Origin of the sequence: Stenotrophomonas sp. ESTM1D_MKCIP4_1 (genome assembly GCF_003086895.1) — a bacterium.
GTDB lineage: Bacteria > Pseudomonadota > Gammaproteobacteria > Xanthomonadales > Xanthomonadaceae > Stenotrophomonas.
The window spans coordinates 3,698,522-3,724,681 of record NZ_CP026004.1 but is presented as its reverse complement, the minus strand read 5'-3'; the positions used below and the strand labels follow the sequence as shown (position 1 = coordinate 3,724,681).

Below are 26,160 nucleotides of genomic sequence, written 5' to 3'. Positions count from 1 at the left end.
CGTTGTCGGCGGCGAACGAATGGCAGGTCATGCCTGGCGCCAGCAGGGGCTGCCGGGCGCGATGGTGCGATTACAGCGCGTCGTGCGTACTGCGGTGCTGCGTACTGCTTGCTGCGTACTGCGGTTCAGGCGTTGGCGTGGAGCAGGAACCAGCTGGCGGCGCCGATGACGCCCAGTTGCCCGTGCTCGACCACCTTCACCGGGATGCGTGCCAGTGCTTCGCCCATCGGCCCCTTCTGCAGGTAGCGTTCGACGAAGGCGCTGGCATGGAGGTATTCGCGGATCTGCGGCAGGATGCCGCCGGCCAGGTAGACACCGCCCTGCGCGCCATAGAACAGCGCCATGTCGCCGATGGTGCTGCCGAGCAGGCCGCAGAACACGTCCAGCGCCTGGCGGGCCAGTGCATCGGTGCCGGCCATGGCTGCAGCGGTCACCGCATCGGGGCTGGCCAGTACCGGGGTCTGCCCCTGCAGTGCGCAGATGGCGTGGTACAGGTTCATCAGGCCGGGGCCGGACAGCGCATGTTCGATCGACACGTGCGCGCGCTCGCGCTGCATGTGGCGGACGATGGCCATTTCCAGTTCCGTGCTGGCCGCCAGGGTCGGCTGGCCGGCTTCCGTGGCCAGCACCACCGGGCCATTCGGCGTGGGGATCCACAACGCCGCGCCCAGGCCGGTGCCGGGGCCGACCACCAGGGTCGGGCCGCGCGCTGCGGTCTCGGGGCCGCACAGGTGCAGCACACCGCTGGCGTCGACCTGCGCGGCGGCATAGGCCACCGCTTCAAAGTCGTTGACGATGTGTACGTGCTGCAGGCCCACCTCGGCCTCCACCTGGCGGGCCGACAGCGGCCACGGCAGGTTGGCGGTGATCACCGTGCCGTCTTCGCGGGCGAATCCGGCGGTGGCCACCACGCACTGGCTGGGCCGCGCGTTGTCACCGAGGAAGTCGGTGAGGATCGCGCTCAGGCCAGGGTAGTCGGCATTGCGGTACTTGCGGTACTCCAGCAGCTGCACCGGGTGTGCGTCGTCGCCGCTGGCCTGGGCCCTGGCCACGCGCACATGGGTACCGCCGACGTCGGCGGCCAGGAACGAGGGCGCGACTCGGGACAGGACATGGGCCGGGGCGGGATGGCTGGCGGTCACGCGGGCTCCTGCTGCAGGTGGGAACCGGACCTGCGGAAGGCCCGGCGATGGGGCGAGTCTGTAACTGCGTTGACAACGATGTCAACGAGTTCGTGACACTTTCGTTGCTGCGGCGCAACGGATGCGTGGTCCGGTAAACGTTTACATGATCTTTACCCGGCCTTCACCCGGAAGCCGTTGTGGCAAGAGGCTGTAGGCACGCCGCGTATTCATCGCGGATCGGCAGGACGGCGTTGCGCAATGCACAACCGCCCGCAGCGGGTCTTGAATGAAGTTGACAAACCGCTGGGCTCCATCGAAAGAATGTGACAACGTTGTTCCCAGCCACTCTCCGACACCGCCCGCGGTCGTCGCCGCAGGAGCCCATCCGATGTCCGCCGTCACCGCCGCAAGCGCACGTCCCAATGTTGCCGCCTCCATCGCCATCGTCGGCGTGCTGTTCTTCCTGATCGGCTTCTTCACCTGGCTCAACGGCCCGTTGATCACCTTCGTCAAGCTCGCTTTCGAGCTCAGCGAAGTCGGCGCCTTCCTGGTGCTGATGGTGTTCTACCTGTCCTACTTCTTCCTGGCGTTGCCGTCGTCGTGGATCCTTCGCCGCACCGGCATGAAGAAGGGGCTCAGCCTGAGCCTGCTGGTGATGGCCGGTGGCGCGGCGCTGTTCGGCGAATTCGCTACCCAGCGCTGGTACCCGGGCGCCCTCGGCGGCCTGTTCGTGATCGGCAGTGGCCTGGCGCTGCTGCAGACCGCCATCAACCCCTACATCTCCATTCTCGGCCCGATCGAAACAGCCGCGCGCCGCATCGCGCTGATGGGCATCTGCAACAAGATCGCGGGCATGCTGGCGCCGGTGCTGATCGGCACGCTGGTGCTGCACGGCATCGGCGATCTGTCGGCCAGCGTGGCCGCTGCCGATGAAGCCACCAAGGCGCAGCTGCTCAACGAATTCGCGGCCAAGATCCACGCACCGTACCTGGCCATGGCCGGTGTGCTGGTGGTGCTGGCGGTGGCGGTGCTGTTCTCGCCGCTGCCGGAAATCAAGCCGTCCGAAGCCAACGCCACGCCAGTCGCAGCGGGCGCCGCCGAACGCCGCAGCATCTTCCAGTTCCCGCACCTGTGGCTGGGCGTGCTGTGCCTGTTCGTGTACGTCGGCGTGGAAGTGATGGCCGGTGATGCCATCGGTACCTACGGCCATGGTTTCGACCTGCCGCTGGACCAGACCAAGATGTTCACCTCGCTGACCCTGTTCGCCATGCTCATCGGCTACGTGGTCGGCCTGGCGCTGATTCCCCGCGTGGTGTCGCAGTCGCGCTACCTGACGGTTTCGGCGATGCTGGGCGTGCTGTTCTGCCTGGGGGCCTGGGCAACCCACGGCTATGTCTCGGTGGCCTTCGTGGCGCTGCTGGGCTTTGCCAACGCGATGATGTGGCCGGCCATCTTCCCGCTGGCCATCCGCGGCCTGGGGCGTTTCACCGAAACCGGTTCGGCCCTGCTGGTGATGGGCATCGCGGGCGGCGCCATCATTCCGCAGCTGTTCGCGGTGCTCAAGCAGCACATCGATTTCCAGCTGGTCTTTGTCCTGCTGATGGTGCCCTGCTACCTGTACATCCTGTTCTATTCGGTCATCGGCCATCGCGCCGGGCTGCCGCAGGACCAGGGCTGATCGGCGATGATGGACGGCAGCCAACCCCAGGAAAAACCGATGCGCAGAGCGACCATCAAGGACGTTGCCGAAAAGGCCAAGGTCTCGCTGAAGACGGTGTCGCGGGTCATCAACAACGAACCGTCGGTGATGCAGGCCACCCGCGCGCGGGTGCTGCGTGCCATCGCCGAGCTCGACTATGAACCCGATCCGTCGGCGCGCAACCTGCGCAGCGGCACCACGTTCGTCATCGGGCTGGTGTACGACAACCCCAACCCGTACCACATCATCGGCGTGCAGAACGGCGTGCTTGCCGCCTGCCGCGAAACCGGCTTCGGCCTGCAGATCCATCCGTGTGATTCCAGTTCGCCCATGCTGGCCGATGAACTGGCCGACTGGGTGCAGCGTTCGCGCCTGGCCGGTCTGGTGCTGACCGCGCCGATGTCCGAGCGCCGCGACCTGATCCAGACGCTCACCGCGCGCGGCATCAAGCTGGTGCGCATCATCGCCGCCACCGAAGATCCGGCCGACGGCGCCTGCGTGTTCGTCGACGACCGCGAGGCCGCCTACGAAGTCACCGAACACCTGATCCAGCTCGGCCACCAGCGCATCGGCTTCCTCTGGGGCGGTTCCTCGCACCGGTCATCGGGCGAACGCTACGCCGGTTACGAGGCTGCGCTGAAGGACTACGGCATGACCGTGGACAAGCATCTGGTGGTGCAGGGCGATTACACCTTCGACGATGGTTTCCGGGGTGCGCGCCGTCTGCTGGCGCTGCGCGAACCGCCCACCGCCATCTTCGGTTCCAACGACGAAATCGCGGCCGGCGTGCTGGCCGCCGCCAAGTCGGCCGGCATGAACGTGCCCTACGACCTGTCCATCGCCGGCTTCGAGGACAGCCCGTTCTCGCGCCAGTCCTGGCCGCCGCTGACCACGGCCAAGCAGGCCACCGAGGACATCGCCCGCCACGCCGCGCGCCTGCTCATCGCGCAGCTGCGCAGCGATGCCTACGACGATGCACCGGCCGCCCTGCAGAACCAGGGTTTCGTCCCGCAGCTGGTGGTGCGCGGCTCCACCGCACCGATGCGCCCGGCCAGCGTGCGCCCCCTTCCTTCCGATCCCGCCTGAGTCCGCCATGTCGCTGTCCGACCCCACCGCCACCCTGATGTTCGCCGAGGCTGCTGAAGCGGCCGACGTGGTTGCCCGCCAGTTCGCACGCAACCACGCCACGATGGAAACGCTGGCTGCCAGCCTGCGCGCAGCGCCGCCGCCGTTCGTGGTGACCTGCGCGCGCGGCAGCTCCGACCATGCCGCCACCTATGGCAAGTACCTGCTGGAAACCCAGCTGGGGCTGGTGGTCGCCTCGGCCTCGCCGTCGGTAGGTTCGGTCTACGCCGCGCCGCTGCAGCTGCGCGGTGCGCTGTTCATCGTCATTTCCCAGTCGGGCAAGAGCCCGGACCTGCTGCGCAACGCCGAAGCCGCCAAGGCGGCGGGCGCACGCGTGGTGGCGCTGGTCAACGTCGAGGATTCGCCGCTGGCACAGCTGGCCGACACGGTCATCCCGCTGCATGCCGGCGCGGAAAAGAGCGTCGCGGCCACCAAGAGCTACCTGGCCTCGCTGGCCGCGCTGCTGCAGCTGGCCGCCTACTGGAAGCAGGACAGCAGCCTGCGCAACGCGCTGGACCTGCTGCCCGATGCACTGCGTGCGGCGTGGCAGTGTGACTGGACCGCGCTGTCCGACGGTCTGGTCGATGCCACCAACCTGTTCGTGCTGGGCCGGGGCCTCGGCCTGGGCGCGGCGCAGGAAGCGGCGCTCAAGTTCAAGGAAACCTGCAGCCTGCACGCAGAAGCCTACAGCTCGGCCGAGGTCAAGCATGGCCCGATGGCCCTGGTGGGTCGCGGCTTCCCGGTACTGGCCTTCGCCCAGCCGGATGAAACCGGCGCGGGCACCCGTGCGGTGGTGGAAGAATTCAGTGGACGCGGTGCCCAGGTGTGGATGGCCGGTGCCGGTGGCAACCTGCCGGTGGCCGCCGCGCCGCACCCGCTGTGTGCGCCGCTGCTGACCGTGCAGAGCTTCTACCGCGCCATCAACGCGCTGGCGGTCCGCCGTGGTTTCAACCCGGATCTGCCGCCGCACCTGAACAAGGTCACGGAGACGGTCTGATGGCCACGGTTCTGCGCAACGCCCGCGTGCTCACCGGCGATGATTTCCGTGATGACCTGGCGGTGGTGATCGAGGACGGCCGGATCATCGCCCTGCTGCCCGATGCGGCACCGCAGCTGGGCCAGGCCGGCGAGCAGGTGGATCTGGGCGGCGGCTGGCTGCTGCCCGGCTTCATCGATGTGCAGGTCAACGGCGGCGGCGGTGCGTTGTTCAACAACACGCCCGATGTCGCATCGCTGCGCACCATCGCGCAGGCACATCGCCGCTTTGGTACCACGGCGATGCTGCCGACCCTGATCAGCGACGACGTGGAGGTGATGCGCGAGGCGATCGCCGCGATGCGCGAGGCGATCGCGCAGAGCGTGCCCGGCGTCATCGGCATCCACCTGGAAGGGCCGTACATCGCGCCGGCGCGCAAGGGCACCCACGATGCGAGCAAATTCCGCGTGCCCGATGCGGCGGAAATCGCCCTGGCCGCGTCGCTGGACAACGGCGTGACCCTGCTGACCCTGGCGCCGGAACGCGTCCCGCTGGAGACGATCCGCGCGCTGGTCGAACGTGGGGTGATCGTGGCGGCCGGGCATACCGCCGGCACCTACGAAGAAATCCGCGATGGCCTGGATGCCGGCGTGCGCGGCTTCACCCATCTGTACAACGCGATGTCGCCGCTGCAGGGGCGCGAGCCCGGCGCGGTCGGTGCCGCCCTGGAAGACCGCGACAGCTGGATCGGCATCATTGTCGACGGCGTGCACGTGCACCCGGCCAGCCTGCGTGTGGCCCTGGCCGCCAAGCCGCGTGGCCGCCTGCTGCTGGTGACCGATGCGATGCCACCGGTCGGCGCCGACGACCCCAGCTACGTGCTGTACGGCGAGACCATTACCGCCATCGACGGCGTGGTCCGCAATGCTGCGGGCGCATTGGCAGGTTCGGCGCTGGACATGGCCACGGCCGTGCGCAACACCGTGCAGCTGCTTGGCCTGCCGCTCGCCGAGGCGGCGCGCATGGCATCCACCTATCCGGCGGAGTTCCTCAACGTGGATGACCGCCTGGGCCACATCGCCGAGGGCTACCAGGCCGATCTGGTGCTGCTGGACGACGCCCTGCAGGTGAGGGGCACCTGGATTGCCGGACAGTACGAGGCGGCCTGATGAACGCTGCGCCGCCACGCCGGCTGGGCTCGATCGATGCCCTGCGCGGGCTTACCGTGGCGGCGATGCTGCTGGTCAACAACCCCGGTGACTGGAGTGCGGTGTTCGCACCGCTGCGCCATTCCGAGTGGCATGGCTGCACGCCCACCGACCTGGTGTTTCCGTTCTTCCTGTTCCTGGTCGGCGTGTCGATGGCATTCAGTGTGGCGCCTCGCGCGCATGACCTCGCCGCGCGGGGCGCATTGGCCAGGGGTGTGTTGGAACGGGCGCTGCGCATCGCCATCGCGGGCGTGCTGCTGCACCTGCTCGTGTGGTGGGCGCTGCACACGCCCCATTTCCGCATCTGGGGTGTCCTGCAGCGCATCGCCCTGTGTGCCGGCGTTGTGGGGGTGGTGGCTGTCTACGCGCGGCCACGCACGCAGTGGGCGCTGCTGGTCGCCCTGCTGGTGGGCTACACGGGGCTGCTGCTGGGCATCGGCGATCTGGCGCCATGGACCAACCCGGCCAGCCGCCTGGATACCTTCCTGTTCGCGCCGTTCGTCTACCAGTGGCAGCCTGGCACAGGCCTTGGCCATGACCCGGAAGGGCTGCTGAGCACGCTCGGAGCACTGGCCAGCACGGTGCTGGGCCTGCTGGCCGGTGGCCTGCTGCGCAATGGGCGCGCGGCGGCGCTGGCTGCACTGGGCGTGTCGGCCGGCGTGCTGGGCCTGCTGCTGGCGTCGGTGCTGCCGCTCAACAAGCAGCTGTGGACGCCCAGCTATGTGCTGTGGACCGGCGGCCTGGCGGCGCTGGCGCTGTGGCTGGCGCATGTGTTGATTGACCAGAGGGGCTGGCCCGCACTGGGCCGCCGCTTCGGTGTGAATGCCATCACCGCCTATCTGGGGGCGTCGGTGATGTCGGTGGTGTTGCTGGCCACGGGCGCGTGGGGCTGGGTGTGGCAGCAGTTGGCCACGGCGATGCCGGCGGCGCTGGAACTGGCCTCCATGCTGCAGGCCGTGGCCTTCGTCGCGCTGTGGTGGGGCGTGGCGTGGTGGCTGGACCGGCGTCGCATTTATCTGAAGATCTGAAGGGCTGCGCTATCCACACATGGCGTGGATCTACTGTAGCTCCACGCCATGCGTGGATTCCCGCACCCGTTGCCTGTGCCGGTAGCTCCACGCCACGCGTGGATTCCCGCGCCCGTTGCCCGTGCCGGTAGATCCACGCCATGCGTGGATTCCCGCACCCGTTGCCCGTGCCGGTAGATCCACGCCATGCGTGGATGCGCCATGCACTCAATTCTCGAATACATGAATGCTTTCATGCACATGCAGGCGGCGTGAGCCCCGCGCGATTTCACATCCGCAACGTGATGCATACGGCATAACGTGCCTGCACGAACCCGCCATGGCGCCCTCCCACGCCAGCAGTGTCCATATCCGCAATTCCTGATTCCCCCGGCCCAGGAGTGCTGTATGTCCGTTGCCCTGTCGAGCGCTCCGCGCGTGTGCCGTCTCACCCGCTGCCTGCTGCAGGCGTTGGCACTTCCTGCCGTCCTGGCCGCCACGGTGCCCCTCGCTTGGGCAGGCTGCGACAACGTTGCGCCCGTCGCCGGGCAGACGGTGACCTGCAGCACCGCGGCCCCCAACCCGCAGACCGTGCCCATCAGCGCCAGTGGCCAGGCCGGCATCACCGTCACTGTCGCCAGTGGAGCGCAGCTGCAGCAGGGGGGAGGCGGCAGCGCCATTTCCCTGCTGGGGGCCGGTGGCCATCAGCTTTCCAACCAGGGGGTGATCAGTTCGGTGGGTGGCGTTGCCGTGCAGCTGGGCGGAGGCAGCCGCGTCGACAACCTCGGCAGCATCAGCACCGGCAACAACACGGCACTGCAGTTTGTCGGTGCAGGTGACAGCGTGCTGGTCAACCGGGGCACGATCAGTGGCCGCACTGCGGTGCAGTTCGGTGCCGGCAATGATCGGTTGGAAATGCAGGCCGGCAACATCACCGGGGCGGTGCTGCAGGGCGATGGCAACGATGTGCTCCTGCTCAGCGGCGGCACCCTCGACAGCGTCGACCAGGGCAATGGCGCTGACCAGATGACGGTCAGCGACGGCACGGTGACCGGCGTGGTGGTGCAGGGCAGCGGCAGCGACGATTTCCTCATGACCGGCGGCACCCTCGGCGCGCTGCAACAGGGCGACAACATCGATACCTTCCGCATGAGCGGCGGCCGCATCATCGGCGCCTTCGAGGATGGCGACCAGGCATGGATGACCGGCGGCCGCATCGGCCGGGTCAACATGAAACTGGACAGGAACCTGTGGGACCAGTCAGGCGGCACGGTCGACGGCAACGTGGTCACCGGTTTTGATACCGACACTATCATCATTTCCGGCACGGCCTACATCGGCGGCAACATCAGCGTCAGCGGCGGCAATGACAGCGTGACCATCACCGATGGCACCGTGCGCGGGCAGGTGCTGCTGAGCACCGGCAACGACACCTTCAACTGGAACGGCGGCGGCATCATCTATGGCGCCATCGATGGCGGGCCGGACAATGACGTGGCCACGCTCAGCAATCTCAACCAGGCCAACCTTGGCGCGGTGCCCTTGTTCGATGGCGGCAGCGGCAATGACCGGCTCGACTTCAGCAACGTCAAGACCACGGGCGTCGCGCGCTTCCAGAACTGGGAAGCGATCAGCCTGGCCAACAGCACTGAACTGACATTCGACGGCGATCTGGTGCTCGGCGACAGTGGCACGGGCACCGGCACGCTTACCCTGGATGACACCAGCACGCTCTACGCAGGCAACGGTGCGCATGCGCTGCGGCCGTTTACTGCGGCGGCGCTGGTGGATGTGGTCAACGCCGGCCGTATCGACCTGACCGGCAGCGGCGCGGGCGATGTCTTCACTGTTCGTGGCAACTACCGCGGCGAGAGCGGTGGCCTCTATCTGCGCACCGTGCTGGCAGGGGACGGGGCTGACAGCGACCGCCTGGTGATCGACGGTGGCACCGCCAGCGGCACGACCGGCATCGGCATTCTCAACGCGGGCGGTGGTGGCGCGGCCACGCTCGCCGACGGCATCCTGGTGGTGCAGGCACTGAACGGCGGTACCACGGCGGCCAATGCGTTCTCGCTGTTCGCACCCGTGTCCGCGGGCGCCTACGAGTACTTCCTGTTCAAGGGCGGCGTCAGCGCGGGTACGGGCGAGAACTGGTATCTGCGTTCGACGCTGGTGGCCGGTCCCGTTCCGGCACCCAATGGCATCGGCATCAATGCGGTGCCTCCGCCGCCCACGCCCGATGTGGCACCGCCACCGCCCATCGCGCCGGCCCCGCCACCGCCGTCGGAGGATCCCATCGATCCGGACCTGACGGCCGGTGAGAATGCCCCGCCTCCACCCCCACCGGAGCCGGTGCCGGTGGCACCGCCCAGCGATCCCGCCGTGCCCGACGTGCCGGTGGCCGGCAGCAGCCTCCCCGGCGCCGGTTCCACTCCGCCAAGCCCGGGTGCACGCCCGGCGCAGGGCGATGTGGTGCCTTTGTATCGCTTGGAAACCGCGGCCTACACCGTCGTACCGCCGTTGCTGCGCGAGACGTCGCTGGCCAGCCTGGGCACCTTCCACGAACGCCAGGGCGAACAGCGCCTGCTGTACAGCAACGGCGCCTTCCGCACGGCCTGGGGACGGCTGGTGGGACAGGGCAGCGAGATCCACTGGAAGGGCGACGCGCAGCCGGGCTTTGATGGCGACGTGATGGGGGTACAGGCGGGGCTGGATGTGCGGGCCGCGGCCGCTGACGACCACCGCAACCAGATCGGCGTGTTCGTGGGCCGAACCCGGGCCGAAGGCAGGACGACCGGCCTGGCGCTGGGATGGGAAAACGTACAGGTCGGTCAGAGCCGGTTGGATGACAAGCACGTGGGCCTGTACTGGACGCTGACCGGCAGCGGCGGCGGCTACCTCGACGCCGTGGCGATGCAGAGCCGCTACGACGGCCGCGCGCGCTCCTCGCGCGGGCTGGGTATCGATGTGAAAGGCGATGGCACCACGCTGTCGCTGGAAGCAGGCAAGCCGCTGCTGCGGTTCGGGCAGTCGGCGTGGTGGCTGGAACCACAGGTGCAGGTGATCTGGCAGCGCAGTTCGCTGGATGACCAGCGTGACCTGGTGTCTGCCGTGCGCTTCGACAGCGACAATGCCTGGACCGGCCGCCTCGGCCTGCGCCTGGCCGGTGATTACCAGTTGGCCGACAACGGTTGGCAGCCGTACTTCAAGGTGAACTACTGGCACGGCCGCTCCGGCGAAGATCGCATCCAGTTTGACGGCGACACGATCATCAACTCGCAGCGCTCGCGCGCGCTGGAAGCCGGTGTTGGCGTGGTCGCGCGCTTCAACCGGACGATCAGCGCGTATGCCGTGGCCGACTACACGCGCGAACTGGGCGGTGACAGGAACGAGAAGCGCCGCATCATCGAAGGCAACATCGGCCTGCGTGCCGATTGGTAGAGTCGAGCTTGCTCGACTGCTCAGATTTCGTACAGCCGAGCCTGCGCTCGGCTGCTCTGTGCACCGCCGTCGCCATCCAACAGCAGTCAAGCAAGCTCGACTCTACCGGCAATGTCATGTGCCCGCACACGCATCCGCCGCCACCAGCGCGCCGGCATGGTCGGCCAGCACCATCACCGCATGCAGCGATCCTTCCTCCACCTGCGGTGGACATTGCGCCTGCGCATCATCCAGTTCACGCGCGGCCTGTGCCGCCAGCAGTACACGCCCGCACGCCGATACCGCTGCCAGGCAACGCGTGCTTTCGGCGAACGCACGCATCCGTGTATCGCTGAGCTTCCGTTCGCGCCACGGCTGCCCGTCGGCCGCATGGCCGCGTGCGCTGCCGCGCAACCGGGCAAAGAACGCAGAGGGCGGGGCATCCTCCTCGGCGTCGTTCAAGGCATTTTCCAGCACTTCGGCCGTGGCATCGGGCAAGTCCAGGCCGGCCAGGGCATCGCCCAGCACGGCATGCAGGCAGGGATAGGCAGGGGAAGGCTTTTTCATGGTGACAACCTCACAGGGCAAGGCCACCTGCGGGATGCAAGGTGGCGGGCGGTGCGGGTTGGCGTGCCGGTCAAAATCAAAGCGAAAAAAGCCGACGGATCGCGAGGATCCCCACGCACCGCCCACCATGGGCGAGCAGGTGCATTGTCGTGATTGCCGCTCAGGCGGCAACTCGATCGATTTGATGTTTGATTCAGGACGCCAATCCCGGCCAGTGCAAAGCGCGCTGGCAGAGCCACCAACGCGGTTTCAGTCCGGCAAGGACATGAGTAAAGTTGTAAAAACGCGCGGGCCTGCTGGAGTGCCAAAACCGACACGCCGCGCGCTTTTTGAAGGCGTATGCTGGTGTTTCACTCTTCCGACGAAGGAACGTCGAATGCCCGTCGATTTCCGCATCGCAACGCTGGCCCTGGCCGCTGCGGTTGCCATGAACATGCTGGCGGTACCCGCCGCAGCCATCGAACTGCCCACGCGGCAGGCACAGATCGAACTGGTGGACATGCTGGAGCGCGAAGCGCTCTACCGCGATCGTGTGGACTGGCCGGAAATCCGCGCGCGCATGAGCGCAGCGCAGGGCAACCCGGAAAAGATACGCGACGTACTGAAGGAGGCCATCGGCCGCAGTTCGGGAGGCCACGGCGCCTGGATCAGCGCGGAACGGATGCGGGCGGAAGGGCAGCGGATGGGTCGAGCCAACACCGCACGCGCTGCCGCACCTGGTGCGCCTGCCACCGCCATCGATGCTCCTCCTCTGGATCCTCGTATCGGCTGGGTCAGCATCGGCGGATTCGCTGCCGCGCCGGGTCCGGCCATGCAGCAGCAGATGCAGGAGCGCGCATCGCGCTGGCAGGCGTCGATCCGTGAGCAGGACAACGGCACCCGTTGCGGGTGGATCGTGGATCTGCGTGGTAATACCGGCGGCAACATGTGGCCCATGCTGCTGGGCACCGCGCCGCTGCTGAGGGTCACCGCCGTCGCTGACGAGACCGTGGGTTCGCTCGCCACTGCCGACGGCCCCTCTGTCTGGCAGTTGACGATTTCGGGCGTGCGGCTGGGCGCGCGTGTCATCGTTGACCTGGGCGCGCCGGGGTATCTGCTGAAGCGCAGGGACGCGCCTGTCGCCGTGCTGACCGGGCCGATCACCGCCAGCTCCGGTGAGGCGACCGTGCTGGCCTTCCGTGGCCGCCCGCACACGCGCAGTTTCGGCGAGCCAACCCGCGGCGTGTCTACCGCCAATGTGGTGCGTCCGCTGGTCGATGGCAGTTCGCTGGTGCTGACCACCAGCGTAATGCAGGACCGCACTGGCCACGGCGACGGGCTGAAGATCAAGCCTGACCAGCACACCCGCGGCGATGCAGCGACCGTTGCTGCCGCCCAGGCTTGGCTGCTGGCCCAGCCTGCGTGTGCCGGGGGCTGACCGATGATGATGCTGATCGGGCAGCAGGAACGGGTGATCGTGGTGGGTCCGACCGAGGTCCATCATTGCCTGCGCTGCCAGGCTGAAACCGACTTCGCCCCACAGCTGCGCTACCGCATGGCGCGCATCGACCTGGTGTTCGGCTTCGTTTACCAGCGCCGCTACGAGCTGGCGTGTACCGGTTGCGAGCATGGCTGGGTGCTGGTCACCGAGACCATGGACCAGCAGCGGGGCGGGGTGCCGATTCCGTTCCGGCATCGCTTTGGGCTGCCAGTGATGCTGGTGGTGGTGGCTGGGCTGGCCGTGGCGGGGTGGATGTGGCGGTCAGGGGCTGGGGCAGGCTGATGGCGCTGGATCTGCATATGTCCCAAAGATCGAATAGACAGTCTCGACTGTGGAGGGAAAATGAACATTCGCCCCATCCGTACCGAAAGTGACTACCAGATCGCACTGCGCGAGCTTGAGGCCTATTTCGAGAACGAGCCTGCGATCGGCAGTGAAGAAGGGGATCGTTTCGAGATCCTTGCGACGCTTGTCGAGGCCTATGAAGCGAAGCACTACCCGATCGAGCTGCCAGATCCCATTGAAGCGATCCGTTTCCGCATGGAGCAGGGTGGATTGACGGTAAAGGACCTCGTGCCTTCCATCGGCCAGCTCAATCGGGTCTATGAGGTGCTGAACCGCAAGCGCGGGCTGACCTTGGAAATGATCCGTAATCTCCACCGCAACCTGGGCATTCCTGCCGAGAGCCTGATCGGTCGTTGACCGCTCGCCGGACGGCGGATCCGGCAGGTAGGGCATGCTCCCATCCTGCTAAAGTGGTGCCCTGTAATCACGTACCGGAACCGACCATGGACCACGACACGCCGTTTGAACCCCTCAACGACCTGGAGGTCCGCCTGCTGCAGGCACAGGACGGTACGCTGACCGCGTCGCAGTTCCTGGATGGCCTGCTGACCGCGCCGGTGTTCGTGCTGCTGGACAAGGCCATCGGCGAGGACGGCGCCTGGGACGAGAGCATTTCGCCGCTGGTGCTCACCAGCGAGGGCGGTGAGCCCATGTTCGCCGTGTTCACTGCGCCCGAGCGCGCCGGCCTTTGGCATGAGCAGCTGCCGCAGTTCGCCCACGCCATGCCGATTGCCGTGCATGCGTTGCTGGCGGGCATTGGCGAAGGCGTGGGCCTCGTGCTGAACCCGGGCCTGGACGTGGGCATGGAGATGATTCCCGATGCGGTGACCCAGCTGAAGGAGCGCGCCGCGGCGATTACCCGCGGCATGGCGCACTGATACCACCGGGGTTTCTGGTTGCCGGCCAGCGGCCGGCACTACCTGTGATCGGGTGGGCAACGGCTGACACTGTCTGTACCACCGTAGGCATTTCGTACTACTCCTAGAGCGGCCAGCGCCCCTGCCGCACCTGCGTTTCGCGGATGCGGCGTTTCACGTGTCGCGTTTGCCTCTTCAACTGTCCGTGTTCCCGCAACACGCTCGTGGCCCCTTGGCCCTGCGCGCGCTGCTCCATGGACGGTTCCGCTCCTGCTCTGCACTGGTTTGCCCTGCGCTCGGCGCTGGCGAAGCCACACGATGTGCATCGTTTTCTCAGGCTGCATACGTCGCTGGGAAGTGACGTGCTGGTGGCCGAAACCCTCGATGGCGTCGAGCAGATCGACGGCATCGGCTTCCAGTGGACGATCACGGCGTTGTCGCTGGATGCGGGCCTGTCGCTGGCGCCGCTGATCGGGCAGGGCGCGCTGCTGCAGCTGCAGCAGGCCGATGGCAGCGTGCGTCCGCTGCACGGGCGCATCACCGCCGCTGAGCGCCTGGGCAGCAATGGCGGCCTGGCGCGCTACCGCCTGCGCCTGCAGCCGTGGCTGGCCTTCCTCTCGCAGCGCGTGGACAGCTACGTTTTCCACGACAAGACCGTGGTCGAGATCGTCGAGGACCTGTTCGCCGATTACGGCGCACTGGCGCCGGCCTGGCGCTGGTCGCTGGGTGATGCCAGCCAGTACGCGCGGCGCAGCCTGACCACCCAGTACCAGGAAAGCGACCTGGCCTTCCTCCAGCGCCTGCTGGCCGAGGAAGGCATCTACTACTGGTTCGAGCATGCCGGTGAGCCCGGCGGCACGGACTTCGGCACGCACACGCTGGTGCTGGCCGACCACAGCCACGACACCGCCGAGCTGGGTGTCGTGCGCTTCCATCGCCGCGACGAAAGCGAGCGCAGCGACAGCGTGCAGCAATGGTCCACCGCCAACCGCTGGCGGCCGGGCAAGGTCGAGCGTGCCACCTGGGATTACCGCACTTTGGAGCGCCGCCAGGCCAGTGCCGAGGCCGGGCAGGGCAACGACCTGGGCATCATCGACCGTGACACCTGCGGTCCTTACGGCTGGCAGGACAATGCCCGCGGCCAGCGCCGCGCACAGCAGCACCTGGATGCACTGCGCGTGCGCGCGCAGACCATCGACGGCGCCGGACAGTGGCGCGTGCTGGCGCCCGGTGCACGATTCGGGCTGTCGCAGCACCCGCAGGTAGGCGAGGACGCCCGTTTCCTGTGCCTGTCGGTGCGGCACCAGGCGCGCAACAACCTCGATGCCGAGGTGTTTGATGCGCTGGAGAAGACCCTGGGCCCGGCCAGCGTCGCGGCCCCGGCACTGCCCGGCGCACTGTCCGGGCTGGCCTATGGCGATGCCCCCGGCGAGGTGTCCACCGCGTTCTACGACAACCGCTTCGTGGCCATTCCGGCTGAGGTGGTCTATCGCCCGCAGACTGAGGATGGCCACGGCGCGCACCTGCATCCGCGGCCGACGATCACCGGCACGCTCAGCGCGATCGTGGTCAGCGATGGCGACCCGCTGCTGTCCGACCGCGATCACCGGATCAAAGTGCAGTTCCCCTGGCAGCGCGGTGGCAACGCCAGCAACGGCCTGGCCCATCCCGGCGGGGATGACAACGCCCCGGCCAACGGCGGCGCCTGGACCTGGGTGCGGGTGATGACCCCGTGGGCCGGCGACAACTGGGGCGGCGTGGTGCTGCCACGGCGCGGGCAGGAAGTGCTGGTGGCGTTCCTGGAAGGCGACATCGATCGCCCCGTGGTGGTGGGTGCGGTCTACAACGGCCGTGGCCAGCAGGATGCGCAGCACAACCAGATCAACGGCGGTGGCGGCAACGCCACCGGCAACGCGGCGGCATGGTTCGAGGGCAATGACCACGCGGCGGTGTATACCGGCTTCAAGAGCCAGGCGCTGGCCGACAGCCAGGGCGGCACCGGCGGCTACCAGCAGCTGCGCTTCGACGACACGCCCGGGCAGGGTCGTGCCCAGTTGTCCACCACCCAGCACGAGACCACGCTGACGCTGGGCCACCTGAAGGGCGGCCAGGACAACGTGCGCGACGGCGAGCGTGGCTTTGGCGTGGAGCTGGCCACGCAGGCACAGGGCGCACTGCGCGCAGGCCGCGGCCTGCTGCTGACCACCGAGCAGGGCACGCCGCAGATGGCCGCACCGCAGGCGTTGAGCCAGCTGCAGGAAGGGCAGCAGCTGCTGCAGCAGCTGGCCGAATCGGCCGCCAACCAACAGGCCCAGCTGCCGAGCGATCCGGCCGAGCTGCCCGCAGATACGACCCTGGGCGAACTACAGGAGCACCTGCGCGCCACCCACAGCGGCAGCGTGTCCGGCAGCATCAGCGGTGGCGACGGCGAAGCACCCGGTTGGAGCGCGCCCATCCTGCTGGGCAGCGGCGTGGCCGGCGTGCTGAGCCTGACCCCGGCCGACCAGGTCTGGGTGAGCGGCACGCACACCACCCTGGCCAGCGGCGTGGCGCTGAACTGGATGACGCAGGGATCGCTGACGCTGGCGGTTGCCGGTGGCCTGGTGCTGTACACCGCCGGTGAGCAGCCCAGCGGCGAGAGCCCGAACCAGGAACGCGGCATCGCACTGCACGCCGCGCAGGGCAAGGTGAGCGCACGCGCGCACAAGAACCAGGCGATCGTGGCGGCCAAGACCCAGGTGCGCATTGCCAGCACCGAAGCAGACGTGATGCTGTCGGCGCCGAGCAAGCATCTGCTGGCCACGGCGGCGGGGGCCTACATCCGGATCGAGGGCGACGACATCGAGCTGGGCGCGCCGGGGAAAGTGGAGTTCAAGGCGAGCCAGCGGGAGTGGATGGGGCCGGCGAGTGTGGCGGGGGAGGCAGATGTTCCAACCGGGCGGTTCAAGGGCTGTGAGCCGCACTTGAACGCAGCCGTGTGCCGACAGGAGGGATACGCCGATGTCGGTTGAATCACTGTGCGAAAAGTTGATCGGTACCGACCGCAGCAGCGCAGGGCAATGCCATCTGCTGATGCAGCCCACTGTGGAACGATGTGAGATGGACGAGGCCTTCGACGCGTTGCTGGAATCGGTCGGGATAGCGCCGGTTCCGATTGCCATTCGGCAGATACCGGTTGCCCAGTGGCCGTCCCTGATTCCGCTGGACCTGAGCAAAGGCATGCATTCAGTGCTGTCCGGCGAGGCGGTAGCCATGGCGATGGCGCAGCGCTCCGCAGCGTGGTTGCTGGCCGGCCGGCCACAGCGCGCCTGCGCATGGGTATGGACGCGGTTGCTGACACGACAACTGGCCAGGCAGCTTGCCGAGCGCGCGGTCGCGCACTGCCCGCATGCACAGGGCCGGAAGCGGTGGCTGCGCTTCTACGACCCGATGGTGACGGATCTGTTCCTGCAGTGCTCATCGCGTTCGCAACGGGCGTATCGGTTTGAAGGTGTCACCACGTGGCTGTTCCTGGATCGATGGGCAGAGTGGGCAGTCAGCAATACCGTCGCGCCTGCAGTGCCCGGTGACCCTGCCGTGCCTTGGCCGGAGGTGGAGAGCATTGGTGCATTGAACCAGGCGTGGATTCGCGCGCTGCAAGCCGGAACTCCTCCGGATCGCGTCACCTTCGCACAGGTGCAGCGCAGCGTCGCAGAGGGGCGCCGTTGTGGCGTATCCAGCGGTACTGACCTGGATCTGTTCGCCACGCACGGGCTCTCGATCGGGCCCTACTTCCACAGGCATTCCACGATCCAGACATTGCTTGCGCAAGTCGGCCAGGGCGAGCGGTATGGCGAGCTGGTTCGACGGATTGGAGACAAGGAGTGGCAGGACATCCGTATTGGGGCGTCCGCACACGCAGGTGCGATCAAGGGAGACGGGTCACATGCCGCGCGATAGCAGAGCTGGGTACGACTCCAGCGGGCCCTTCACGGGTGACAGCAATGTGGGGATCCGCAGCACAGGAAGTTCAGACATCGTCGATCTTCCGGCGGTTACTGCAACGCGGCCGGACGAGACAGAGAAATCGGCCTGCGACGTCTGCCGCTCCACAGGGCTGGCCATCCTGCCGGTGCGCTACACGGTAGTGCCTGCCAGCTGCAACGCGGGCCTTGGTGGCCTGTCACCTGCACATGCCACCGATGTTGATGTCAGCGCGGGGGAATACACCTACGCGCTAAGGACGTTGCGCCAAGGTCTGCTGTACCTGTACTACGAGCAGGGCCCCTACGGTCCGGAATACTGGGAATGCTACGCCATCGCCGCGAACGGCACTCTGTGGCGACAGCCCACCGCCTACAGTGCGCGCGCTATCGCAGGCGGTGGCCTGCCCAGTTGCGGCCGTAGTGGCCATGATCCGATGCGCACGGAGTTCATCACTATCCAGCGCCCGTATCTGTGCGGGACGGTCTGGCTCGCCTACTCCCAACACCCCTGGACGCCAGCGACACTGGATCGCTATGGCGCTGATCCGGCCCTCCGCGCCGCGCGGATGCAGTCGATTGAGCCTGCCAGATGGATCACGTCGGCGAGAGCGGAAGGCGACCAGGCGCCACTGAATGATGCCAGTGCCCTGGCATCGATCATGGAGTATCGATGGCTGGACAACCCCTCGGGCGATCCGCCAGACCTTCCGTACAGCGGTGCGCTCCCGGTTGCCTCCAATCCGGACGGAGCGCTTCGCAAGGCACGGTTGCGAGCGCATGGTACGCGTTACCCCTGGTCCCGGCGGGATCACCCTCGTAGCGAAGGTGTCGACCCGCGCCAACAGCGCCTTGAGCGCCTGCAGAAACACAGCAGCAACGGACGCATTGGCAGTGGTCGCCAGGAGTATCCGCCAATGCTGCTGGGTCTGTGGGATGCGGTTGGCGTCGTGCACGAGCTCAGTGGCTACTGCAACGATCTGGTCGGCTGCATCAACCAGTTCAACAGTGAGCGCGAGCTGGAAGTCAGCGCCGTTGATCAGATCGAACAGATCTCGCAGCTGCTGGAGCTCAATGGTGCGGTGATGGCAAAAAACTACGTGTCACAGACGGTGCGCGAAGCGGAGCGGCAGCGCCGGCTAGGCAATCCCTCGCTTCCCTCATGGGATCCCAAGGTAAAGCTTCCCGAGGAGGAAAAGCGGGAACTCGCGCGGGAATATGAGCGGCAGTTCCTGCCGCTCTATCTGCAGGACGCCCAGGACGCGTGGAAAAACAAATACTGGCCGCTGATAGATGAGCCGCGTTTCGCCGCATTCAAGAAGAACATGGATGCGATGGCGCGTCAGGTACTCGACCGGATGGCACCCAAGATGCGTGTGCTGGTTGCCTGGCTCCGCCACGACCTGCTGTTGGTGACGATGGAGGACTTCGATGGTCAGTCTGCGGCGCACGGGGTGTGGTTTGAAGAGATCATCACTGAGGCGATTGCAGTGCTCGGTATGCACGAGATCGGCCGTGAATTGCTGACTGAACTGGCCGACGACCTGAAAGTTACAGGACAACGATCCCTGCTCTGGCGAGTCGTCGCGCACAATCAGGAAGAGCTTCGCCAGGAGTTGGAGCAGACACTCTCGGCAGCGCAGGTCGGGGCCGACACAGTTCTTGAGGTGGCCGGCGCAAGCTGGGCGGCATTCGTCGCAGGCACCGCACATCTGAAGTCTTTCTTGACCCTTTATCGCAAGTTGGAGGTGGCGCAGAAGGAGGCTGCGCCCTCCACCGCCAGTGCCCGCATCCTTCGCGACAGTGGCGTTGATCGCTTCGTCACTACCGCAGGTGCGTACCTCCTGAACCGATTCCCGATGAAAGGCATCCAGGATACCGCCGGCAATGCCATGGTCCGCGTTGTGCTCCTGACGCGGGCATTGATGGAGCGCGATGAGGCGATCAGCCTGGTGGCCGAAGAGCTGAGCAGTGGCCAGCAGGGCAAGCGCTATTTCCTGGAGCGCATCCAGTTCTATCGCAAGAAGGGTAGTGCACTGCCGATGCAGTTCGCGCTCCGCGATCTGGAGCTGCACCATGGTGCACTGGCAATGCGCAAGCGATGGCAGGCAGCGGCGGAGAGCAGCCGTAATGTTGTCCGTCTGAATTCCCTTACTGGCGTGTTGGAGATGGTGAACTTCATCCATCTGGCAACAAAGGTCGATAAGGACACTCGCGACTATGCGACGTTATTGGCGTCCGGCATGTCGCTTTTGGCTGTGTACACCAGTGTGCATGAAACCGTAGCCAAGGAGTTCTTTGGGGCGGGTAGTGTCAGTGCCATTCGGATGAAGGCTGCCGGCAGTGTGCTGGCGGGAGCGGGTAGTTTTATTGGGGCAGCCTACAGCTTGTCGGACTTCAAAAGTCGGCTTGAAGATGGGCAGCACTGGTCTGCCGCGGCTTTGCTGATGAAGGCAGCGCTAACGTCAGCGGTTGGTAGTGCGAACTTTCTCACCGCGCTGGCCTATTCCTCTCCAGTTCTAGAGCGTCATCTGGGGCGAAACAAGTTGAGTTTAGGTCTTCGTGGGTTGAGGGCCGGGATAGAGGCTGCGGCCGCGAGGGAAGGGGAACTCGTTTTGTCCAGTCAGGCTATGAAGCGCCTTGGCACTTGGATACTGCGCTTGGGCGGTTGGGAGATTACGTTGGCACTGCTTGTGATTGAAGCGACCGTGTGGGCAATCAGCCCGAACGATCTCGAGAAGTGGTGCGAGTCCAATGTATTCGGGAGGGCAGCTAGTAAAGTTCCTCCCTCGGCCAGCGATAGTAGGAACCGGCAGGTGGCCGTTCTGAAGCAGAAGGACGCGTTTGACAAAGCAGTCGGGAAAGTAACTACGAGGTCGCAGTCGTGAAAGGCGCACGTTACATGGATGTTCCGAGCAACATTCCGCTGGATACAGAGGCCGGTGTGATCTCGGAACTTTTCGTTGAACATGCGTTCGAGGATGTTCTGTCCCGTTCTGACGATCGAGAGCAAATGGCCGCAGTGGGTGTAGTTGCAGCGGCGCTTGGCTTGAGCGGGCCATCAGCAGGCATGGCCGTGATGTCAAGCGAAGGGGGGGCGGAGCCAGTGGTGCGAGTTAGGTTCATGCTGGGAGATCTATCGGTGTCTGCGCTGCTGTGGAACTGGCCGTTTAGGGAGGGGCAGAGCGTTAGAGTGGTGGGCAAGCGATGGCCCGACGGAACGTTCTTTGCGATCTCTGTATTGGACGAGGATGAGAGGCTGATCGTTTCCTATCCTCATGTTACGGCAGGCAGTGCCTCGCACTGGCTGCGTGTCTTCTGGATTTCCTTGGCGATCTCAGTTGTTTGGTGGGGGGGGGCGGCTGTTCTCGCAACTGCCTTTGTTTGGGACGTCAAATCCGATAGTAAGTTAGAAGTTATTTCTGGCGCCTGCATTGCCGGAGCCTCAATTTTTGGAGTGATTGGATGGAGGATCGGGCGTCGTCTATCTAGATTTGCGAGGATGGCAGACCGCGTGTTCACTGCGCTGGATTGGAGCGATCCCACGAAGATTAATCTCAGGTCTGGAAAGTTCGCTCAGGCGCGAAAGGGCGATGCTTCAGGCGTTGGGGATACCTACTTCAGATACTAGTGGCTATCAAATAGGCAGTGTGGGGGCGCTGCTGGCCTGGTTTCGATCCGGCCCCTCAGGGAGTGGTATGCAAATGAGTGACGGCAAAGAGGCTTTGCTTGAAATGGAGAGCGGAGTTATCTCCGGTCTCAAAGTTCAACACGTGATGGAAAACATTTTCTGGCGAGAAGACGATCGAGTAGGAATGGCTGCGACCGGTGCGCTGTCCGCCGCATTAGGTCTCAGTGGTTCGGCTGCCGGCATGGCCATGATGTCTGCGGAGGAAACGGAAGAGCCAGTTGCCAAAGTTGAGTTCAGACTTGATGAAATGGATGTGGAAGGGCTTCTCTGGAACTGGCCTTTCAACGAGGGTGAGGTTGTTCGCGTTGTCGGTGCACAGAACGACGAAGGAAGGTTCTTTGCTATCTCAGTTATTGATGAGGATAGAAGGATTATTGTTTCCTATCCTCATGTCAGTGCTGATACGTTGGCGCATTGGATTTCGGTGCTTAAATATTCGCTTGTGATCTCAATTTCGTGGTGGGGGTTGGTAATAGCTTTCTATGCATGGAAATTTTATGCGCCATTTTACCTTTTGGTTCAGTCGTATTTGGTGGGAGTTCTTGTTTTTTGTGTAATTGGGTATCGAGTTGGTCGTAGATTTGTCAGGTACGCTAAATTGGCGGATTCGGTTTTTTCTACGCTTGGGTGGAAGGGGGCTAGGGGGATTAATCTTCGTATAATGACTAAGAAGAAGCGTCGGGCGGGTGATCATGTCGCTTTGGGTGATACCTATTTCAGATATTGAATTTTGAGCATCAATGTTGGAGCGGTGGCCGGAAAGTTTCAGACCAGTTGGACCCAAGGATGACTGTGCTGGTCGCTTGGCGCCGCCATGAGTTGCTTCCTGTGACGCTGGAGGACTTCGATGGTCAGTCGGCGGCGCACGGGGTGTGGTTTGAAGAGATCATCACTGAGGCGATTGCGGTGCTCGGTATGCACGAGATCGGCCGTGAATTGCTGACTGAACTGGCCGACGACCTGAAAGTTACAGGACGACGATCCCTGCTCTGGCGAGTCGTCGCGCACAATCAGGAAGAGCTTCGCCAGGAGTTGGAGCAGACACTCTCGGCAGCGCAGGTCGGGGCCGACACAGTTCTTGAGGTGGCCGGCGCAAGCTGGGCGGCATTCGTCGCAGGCACCGCACATCTGAAGTCTTTCTTGACCCTTTATCGCAAGTTGGAGGTGGCGCAGAAGGAGGCTGCGCCCTCCACCGCCAGTGCCCGCATCCTTCGCGACACTGGCGTTGATCGCTTCGTCACCACGGCCGGCGCGTACCTTCTGAACCGATTCCCGATGAAAGGCATCCAGGATACCGCCGGCAATGCCATGGTCCGGTTCGTGCTTCTGACGCGTGCGTTGATGGAGCGCGATGAGGCAATCAGCCTGGTGGCCGATGAACTAAGCCATGGCCAGCAGGGCAAGCGCTACTTTCTGGAACGGATCCGGTTCTATCGCGGCAAAGGCAGTGCGCTGCCGATGCAGTTCGCGCTTCGGGACCTGGAACTGAATCACGGCGCTTTGGCGATGCGCAAGCGGTGGCAAACCGCGGCGGAGAGCAGCCGCAACGCAGTCCGGCTGAGCTCGCTGACAGGTGTGCTGGAGATGGTGAACTTCATCAATCTGGCAGCGAAGGTGGACAAGGATACGCGCGATTACGCGACGTTACTGGCGTCCGGTATGTCGCTGGTGGTTGTGTACACCAGTGTGCATGAAACGGTGGCCAAGGAGTTTTTTGGTGTGGGTAGTACGAGTGCCATGCGGATGAAAGCTGCCGGGAGTGTGATGGCGGGAGCAGGGAGTTTTATTGGGGCGTACTACAGTTATTCAGACGCCCAAGATGCTCGCGAGCAGCAAGAGATCGCTGTCAGTGTTCTTTTGAATATTAAAGCATTTGTTACTTTTAATGGGGGCGGAGCGCAGTTTCTGACCGCACTCGCCTACTCGTCTCCGGTCATCGAGCGCAGTCTGGGGCGCAACTCATTGACTTTGGCGCTCAGAGGGGTGAGAGCAGGGCTTGAAGCGGCAGCGGCTACGGAGGGTGGGAGTGTCGTTGCGTCGCAGGCCATGAAGCGCCTTGGCGTATGGATTCTGCGATTGAGTGGCTGGCAAGTTGCCTTGGCTCTGCTCGTCATTGAAGTCTTGATATGGGCCATCAGTCCGAACGATTTGGAAAAGTGGTGTATGAACAATGCATTCGGAAGAAACGCTGCGCGTGGAAAAGGTGAGCGCATCTTTGGTGGAAATCCATATTCCACAACGCGAGAACAGAAGCTGGCGTTTGACCAGGCTATTGGCTCGGTTACGTTGAGGGCGCGATGAAAATCGAAGCTGATGTGTCATCCGGGAATGGGGGGCTTGATATCGAAACCGGCATCATCTCCGATCTTCGAGTCAGACACGTTGTGGAAACTGTATTCTGGCAAGACGGCGATCGATCAGGCATCGCGGCTACTGGTGCCATTGCAGCCGCGCTGGGGCTGAGCGGGCCTGCAGCTGGGATGGCGATGATGTCAGCTGAGGAGATGGCTGAGCCGGTTACCAGAGTCGAGTTCCGACTTGGCGAAATTCAGGTGGAAGGATTGCTTTGGAACTGGCCCTTCAGTGAGGGGGATCGAGTAAAGATCGTTGGAAGTATGGGCGAAGATAAAAGATTTTTTGCTCTATCGGTACTGGATGAGGATAAGAGGCTGATTGTGTCATACCCCTATATCAGCTCTGGGAGCGGGGCACACTGGATCGGTGTTTTGAAATACACGCTGATGTTCTCATTGCCTAGTGCTGCGGCATTTACTATCGCGGTCGGAATGGGGTCGATTGACGAGGCGCCATTGGACTGGATGTTCCTGAAGTGGTTGATTTACACATTTGCTGGTTGCGTTTTTGTGTCTTGCATTATTGGTATCAGGATTGGATCTCGCTTCACGCGTTATGCAAGGATGGCTGACTCAATATTCAAATCTCTTGGTTGGGTAAATTGGAGGTATCTGAATCTGAGGCGCATCACCAATTTGAGTAAAAGAGTGGGCGATCACCCCGCCTTGGGCGATACCTACTTCAGGTATTGAGCATCGACTTCTGACACCGCACTGCCGTAAGCAAACCGCACGTCTCTACCGCGCGGCTGCAATCGCCTTCACCCGCGCCCTCGCCAGCGCCTCGCCCACCACAGGGCCCTTCAGGTGGGTCAGGTCCAGATCACGCGCCTGTACCGACAGCGCCGCTTGGTGCAGGCGCTTGAGCGTTTCGCCCTGCGGGTAATCGCCTTCTTCAAAGCCCAGACGGCCGCGCTTGTCGGCCTCGCAGCACAGGGCGATGCGGGCCACGCGCTCGGGCCGGCGCAGCGCGTCGCAGCGGCACAGCAGTTCCAGCACGGTGGCATCGCGTAGTTCGTCGATGCGGTGCACGTTCAAGTGTTCGCGGCAGACGGCTTCGGCCAGTTGCTGGTGCTCGGTGGGAATCTTCAGGCGCGCGCACAGCGCCTTGAGCGGCTTCAGGCCACGCTGCTCGTGCATGATGTGGCGCGGCCATTCGTCCGGCGGGGTCAGGCCCTTGCCGAGGTCGTGGGTGAGCGCGGCGAAGCCGACCAGATCGTCGCCTGGTGCCAGCCGGGCGGCCATGTCGCTGACCATCTCCTGGTGGATGCCGGTATCCACTTCGGGGTGGAACTCAGCACGCTGCGGTACGCCGTACAGCGCTTCCAGTTCGGGCAGGATCGGGCCCAGCGCATGCGCGTCATGCAGGGTGCGCAGGAAGGCCGACGGGCGTTCGCAGGCCAGTGCCTTGCGCAGTTCCTGCCACACGCGTTCGGGCACCAGCGCGTCCAGCTCGCCACTGGCGGCGACCTCGCGCATCAGCGCCATGGTCTCTTCGGCAACGGTGAAACCCAGCGGAGCGAAGCGCGCCATGAAGCGCGCCGCACGCAGCACGCGCAGGGGATCCTCGACGAAGGCCGGGCCGACGTGGCGCAGCACGCGCTGCTGGATGTCACGCGCGCCACCATAGGGATCAACCAGCGTGCCGTCGGCTTCGTCGCAGGCGATGGCATTGATGGTGAAATCGCGGCGCTGCAGGTCTTCTTCCAGGGTGACCGCTGGATCGGCATCGACCACGAACCCGCGATAGCCGCGGCCGGATTTGCGCTCGGTGCGCGCCAGCGCGTACTCCTCACCGGTTTTCGGGTGAAGGAACACTGGGAAATCACGGCCCACAGCGGTGTAGCCCTGCGCTTCCATCTGCGCGGGCGTGGCACCGACCACCACCCAGTCACGGTCGCCGGCGGGGCGCTGCAGCAGGCGGTCGCGTACCGCGCCGCCGACAAGATAGATCTTCATGGTGCGGATGATCGCATGGCCATTCGTAGAGTCGAGCTTGCTCGACTGCTCGGATTCAGTCGAGCAGGCTCGACTCTACCAAAGCCAGTCGAGCAGGCTCGGCGCTACAGGGGCAGGCTGCGCCATTCCGGTACGAATACCCCGGCCAGGAACCACAGCGCGTACACAATCCACAGGCAGAGGAAATACAGCTTGATCTGCGCCTCGTCCCACAGGCTGCCCCAGCTGTCGACGAAGGCCAGTGATTTCCAGCCTTCCATCCAGGCTGCGCCTCCCCAGCGCAGCACCCAGGTGGCCAGCAGGCACCAGGCGGCGAACAGTGTGGTCCAGGCCAGCAGGCTCATCGGTGTTCCCAGGCAGCGCCGGGCTGTGCCCGGCAGGATATG

Annotated in this window: 21 protein-coding genes; 17 read left to right on the top strand and 4 right to left on the bottom strand. The window is 64.8% G+C overall.

The features are described 5' to 3' along the window. Positions 1-125 precede the first annotated feature (125 nt). Positions 126-1,142 carry a glucokinase family protein gene (locus C1924_RS16935; RefSeq protein WP_108766345.1) on the bottom strand — a complete coding sequence of 339 codons (1,017 nt, stop codon included), beginning with the start codon at positions 1,140-1,142 and terminating at the stop codon, positions 126-128. A gap of 370 nt (positions 1,143-1,512) precedes the next feature. Between C1924_RS16935 and C1924_RS16930 the strand changes: the two genes are divergently transcribed. The 6 genes from C1924_RS16930 to C1924_RS16905 all read left to right on the top strand — a co-directional run bounded on the left by C1924_RS16930 (position 1,513) and on the right by C1924_RS16905 (position 10,580). Beyond that, positions 1,513-2,802, top strand: coding sequence for a sugar MFS transporter (locus C1924_RS16930; protein WP_108766344.1), 1,290 nt, complete (start codon positions 1,513-1,515; stop codon positions 2,800-2,802). Positions 2,803-2,841: 39 nt separating this feature from the next. After that, positions 2,842-3,909, top strand: coding sequence for a LacI family DNA-binding transcriptional regulator (locus tag C1924_RS16925; protein ID WP_079223351.1), 1,068 nt, complete (start codon positions 2,842-2,844; stop codon positions 3,907-3,909). Between the two features lie 7 nt (positions 3,910-3,916). Further along, complete coding sequence (locus C1924_RS16920) at positions 3,917-4,945, top strand: SIS domain-containing protein (protein WP_108766343.1); 1,029 nt, start codon at positions 3,917-3,919, stop codon at positions 4,943-4,945. Continuing rightward, positions 4,945-6,093 (top strand): N-acetylglucosamine-6-phosphate deacetylase, encoded by a 1,149-nt coding sequence (nagA, locus tag C1924_RS16915; protein ID WP_108766342.1) that lies wholly within the window; start codon positions 4,945-4,947, stop codon positions 6,091-6,093. Before C1924_RS16920 ends, nagA begins: the two co-directional genes overlap by 1 nt. Next, positions 6,093-7,160 carry a heparan-alpha-glucosaminide N-acetyltransferase domain-containing protein gene (locus tag C1924_RS16910; RefSeq protein ID WP_108766341.1) on the top strand — a complete coding sequence of 356 codons (1,068 nt, stop codon included), beginning with the start codon at positions 6,093-6,095 and terminating at the stop codon, positions 7,158-7,160. The genes nagA and C1924_RS16910 overlap by 1 nt, the downstream gene beginning before the upstream one ends. Before the next feature lie 387 nt (positions 7,161-7,547). Continuing rightward, complete coding sequence (locus C1924_RS16905; protein ID WP_108766340.1) at positions 7,548-10,580, top strand: autotransporter outer membrane beta-barrel domain-containing protein; 3,033 nt, start codon at positions 7,548-7,550, stop codon at positions 10,578-10,580. A 114-nt stretch (positions 10,581-10,694) separates the two neighbouring features. Here the strand turns inward: C1924_RS16905 and C1924_RS16900 are convergent, their stop codons facing one another. Further along, the gene (locus C1924_RS16900; RefSeq protein WP_108766339.1) at positions 10,695-11,126 is read right to left on the bottom strand and encodes a hypothetical protein; all 432 of its coding nucleotides are present in this window, start codon (positions 11,124-11,126) and stop codon (positions 10,695-10,697) included. Positions 11,127-11,253: 127 nt separating this feature from the next. Between C1924_RS16900 and C1924_RS16895 the strand changes: the two genes are divergently transcribed. The 11 genes from C1924_RS16895 to C1924_RS20635 all read left to right on the top strand — a co-directional run bounded on the left by C1924_RS16895 (position 11,254) and on the right by C1924_RS20635 (position 24,508). Further along, positions 11,254-12,543 carry a S41 family peptidase gene (locus C1924_RS16895; RefSeq protein ID WP_254051165.1) on the top strand — a complete coding sequence of 430 codons (1,290 nt, stop codon included), beginning with the start codon at positions 11,254-11,256 and terminating at the stop codon, positions 12,541-12,543. Positions 12,544-12,549: 6 nt separating this feature from the next. Further along, complete coding sequence (locus C1924_RS16890; protein ID WP_108767107.1) at positions 12,550-12,888, top strand: hypothetical protein; 339 nt, start codon at positions 12,550-12,552, stop codon at positions 12,886-12,888. 60 nt (positions 12,889-12,948) lie between these two features. Next, positions 12,949-13,308: a transcriptional regulator gene (locus C1924_RS16885; protein WP_108766337.1), complete on the top strand. Its 360-nt coding sequence runs from the start codon at positions 12,949-12,951 to the stop codon at positions 13,306-13,308. Positions 13,309-13,394: 86 nt separating this feature from the next. After that, the gene (locus C1924_RS16880) at positions 13,395-13,829 is read left to right on the top strand and encodes an SseB family protein (protein ID WP_108766336.1); all 435 of its coding nucleotides are present in this window, start codon (positions 13,395-13,397) and stop codon (positions 13,827-13,829) included. Between the two features lie 233 nt (positions 13,830-14,062). Next, the gene (locus C1924_RS16875) at positions 14,063-16,819 is read left to right on the top strand and encodes a type VI secretion system Vgr family protein (protein ID WP_254051164.1); all 2,757 of its coding nucleotides are present in this window, start codon (positions 14,063-14,065) and stop codon (positions 16,817-16,819) included. Continuing rightward, on the top strand, positions 16,809-17,747 hold the full coding sequence (locus C1924_RS16870) for a DUF4123 domain-containing protein (protein ID WP_108766335.1): 939 nt from the start codon (positions 16,809-16,811) through the stop codon (positions 17,745-17,747). The genes C1924_RS16875 and C1924_RS16870 overlap by 11 nt, the downstream gene beginning before the upstream one ends. Next, positions 17,734-20,658 carry a T6SS effector BTH_I2691 family protein gene (locus tag C1924_RS16865; protein WP_254051163.1) on the top strand — a complete coding sequence of 975 codons (2,925 nt, stop codon included), beginning with the start codon at positions 17,734-17,736 and terminating at the stop codon, positions 20,656-20,658. The genes C1924_RS16870 and C1924_RS16865 overlap by 14 nt, the downstream gene beginning before the upstream one ends. 14 nt (positions 20,659-20,672) lie before the next feature. Further along, positions 20,673-21,401, top strand: a complete 729-nt coding sequence (locus tag C1924_RS20375) for a putative type VI secretion system effector (protein ID WP_159094830.1) — start codon at positions 20,673-20,675, stop codon at positions 21,399-21,401. A 73-nt stretch (positions 21,402-21,474) separates the two neighbouring features. Next, on the top strand, positions 21,475-22,188 hold the full coding sequence (locus C1924_RS20370) for a putative type VI secretion system effector (protein ID WP_159094829.1): 714 nt from the start codon (positions 21,475-21,477) through the stop codon (positions 22,186-22,188). After that, positions 22,185-23,762, top strand: a complete 1,578-nt coding sequence (locus C1924_RS16860; RefSeq protein ID WP_301554013.1) for a T6SS effector BTH_I2691 family protein — start codon at positions 22,185-22,187, stop codon at positions 23,760-23,762. Before C1924_RS20370 ends, C1924_RS16860 begins: the two co-directional genes overlap by 4 nt. Beyond that, a complete protein-coding gene (locus C1924_RS20635) occupies positions 23,759-24,508 on the top strand; it encodes a putative type VI secretion system effector (protein WP_159094828.1) in 750 nt (249 codons plus the stop codon). The genes C1924_RS16860 and C1924_RS20635 overlap by 4 nt, the downstream gene beginning before the upstream one ends. A gap of 45 nt (positions 24,509-24,553) precedes the next feature. Here the strand turns inward: C1924_RS20635 and C1924_RS16850 are convergent, their stop codons facing one another. Then, the gene (locus C1924_RS16850; protein WP_108766332.1) at positions 24,554-25,774 is read right to left on the bottom strand and encodes a multifunctional CCA addition/repair protein; all 1,221 of its coding nucleotides are present in this window, start codon (positions 25,772-25,774) and stop codon (positions 24,554-24,556) included. Between the two features lie 104 nt (positions 25,775-25,878). Next, the gene (locus C1924_RS16845; protein WP_108766331.1) at positions 25,879-26,118 is read right to left on the bottom strand and encodes a hypothetical protein; all 240 of its coding nucleotides are present in this window, start codon (positions 26,116-26,118) and stop codon (positions 25,879-25,881) included. Between the last annotated feature and the right edge of the window lie 42 nt (positions 26,119-26,160).

What these genes read in the sequence shown, in the direction of transcription:
- C1924_RS16930 (WP_108766344.1), top strand. Translation starts at nt 1,513, where the DNA reads ATGTCCGCCGTCACCGCCGCAAGCGCACGTCCCAATGTTGCCGCCTCC.
- C1924_RS16925 (WP_079223351.1), top strand. Translation starts at nt 2,842, where the DNA reads ATGCGCAGAGCGACCATCAAGGACGTTGCCGAAAAGGCCAAGGTCTCG.
- C1924_RS16920 (WP_108766343.1), top strand. Translation starts at nt 3,917, where the DNA reads ATGTCGCTGTCCGACCCCACCGCCACCCTGATGTTCGCCGAGGCTGCT.
- nagA (WP_108766342.1), top strand. Translation starts at nt 4,945, where the DNA reads ATGGCCACGGTTCTGCGCAACGCCCGCGTGCTCACCGGCGATGATTTC.
- C1924_RS16910 (WP_108766341.1), top strand. Translation starts at nt 6,093, where the DNA reads ATGAACGCTGCGCCGCCACGCCGGCTGGGCTCGATCGATGCCCTGCGC.
- C1924_RS16905 (WP_108766340.1), top strand. Translation starts at nt 7,548, where the DNA reads ATGTCCGTTGCCCTGTCGAGCGCTCCGCGCGTGTGCCGTCTCACCCGC.
- C1924_RS16900 (WP_108766339.1), bottom strand. Translation starts at nt 11,126, where the DNA reads ATGAAAAAGCCTTCCCCTGCCTATCCCTGCCTGCATGCCGTGCTGGGC.
- C1924_RS16895 (WP_254051165.1), top strand. Translation starts at nt 11,254, where the DNA reads ATGGGCGAGCAGGTGCATTGTCGTGATTGCCGCTCAGGCGGCAACTCG.
- C1924_RS16890 (WP_108767107.1), top strand. Translation starts at nt 12,550, where the DNA reads ATGATGCTGATCGGGCAGCAGGAACGGGTGATCGTGGTGGGTCCGACC.
- C1924_RS16885 (WP_108766337.1), top strand. Translation starts at nt 12,949, where the DNA reads ATGAACATTCGCCCCATCCGTACCGAAAGTGACTACCAGATCGCACTG.
- C1924_RS16880 (WP_108766336.1), top strand. Translation starts at nt 13,395, where the DNA reads ATGGACCACGACACGCCGTTTGAACCCCTCAACGACCTGGAGGTCCGC.
- C1924_RS16875 (WP_254051164.1), top strand. Translation starts at nt 14,063, where the DNA reads ATGGACGGTTCCGCTCCTGCTCTGCACTGGTTTGCCCTGCGCTCGGCG.
- C1924_RS16870 (WP_108766335.1), top strand. Translation starts at nt 16,809, where the DNA reads ATGTCGGTTGAATCACTGTGCGAAAAGTTGATCGGTACCGACCGCAGC.
- C1924_RS16865 (WP_254051163.1), top strand. Translation starts at nt 17,734, where the DNA reads ATGCCGCGCGATAGCAGAGCTGGGTACGACTCCAGCGGGCCCTTCACG.
- C1924_RS20375 (WP_159094830.1), top strand. Translation starts at nt 20,673, where the DNA reads ATGGATGTTCCGAGCAACATTCCGCTGGATACAGAGGCCGGTGTGATC.
- C1924_RS20370 (WP_159094829.1), top strand. Translation starts at nt 21,475, where the DNA reads ATGAGTGACGGCAAAGAGGCTTTGCTTGAAATGGAGAGCGGAGTTATC.
- C1924_RS20635 (WP_159094828.1), top strand. Translation starts at nt 23,759, where the DNA reads ATGAAAATCGAAGCTGATGTGTCATCCGGGAATGGGGGGCTTGATATC.
- C1924_RS16850 (WP_108766332.1), bottom strand. Translation starts at nt 25,774, where the DNA reads ATGAAGATCTATCTTGTCGGCGGCGCGGTACGCGACCGCCTGCTGCAG.
- C1924_RS16845 (WP_108766331.1), bottom strand. Translation starts at nt 26,118, where the DNA reads ATGAGCCTGCTGGCCTGGACCACACTGTTCGCCGCCTGGTGCCTGCTG.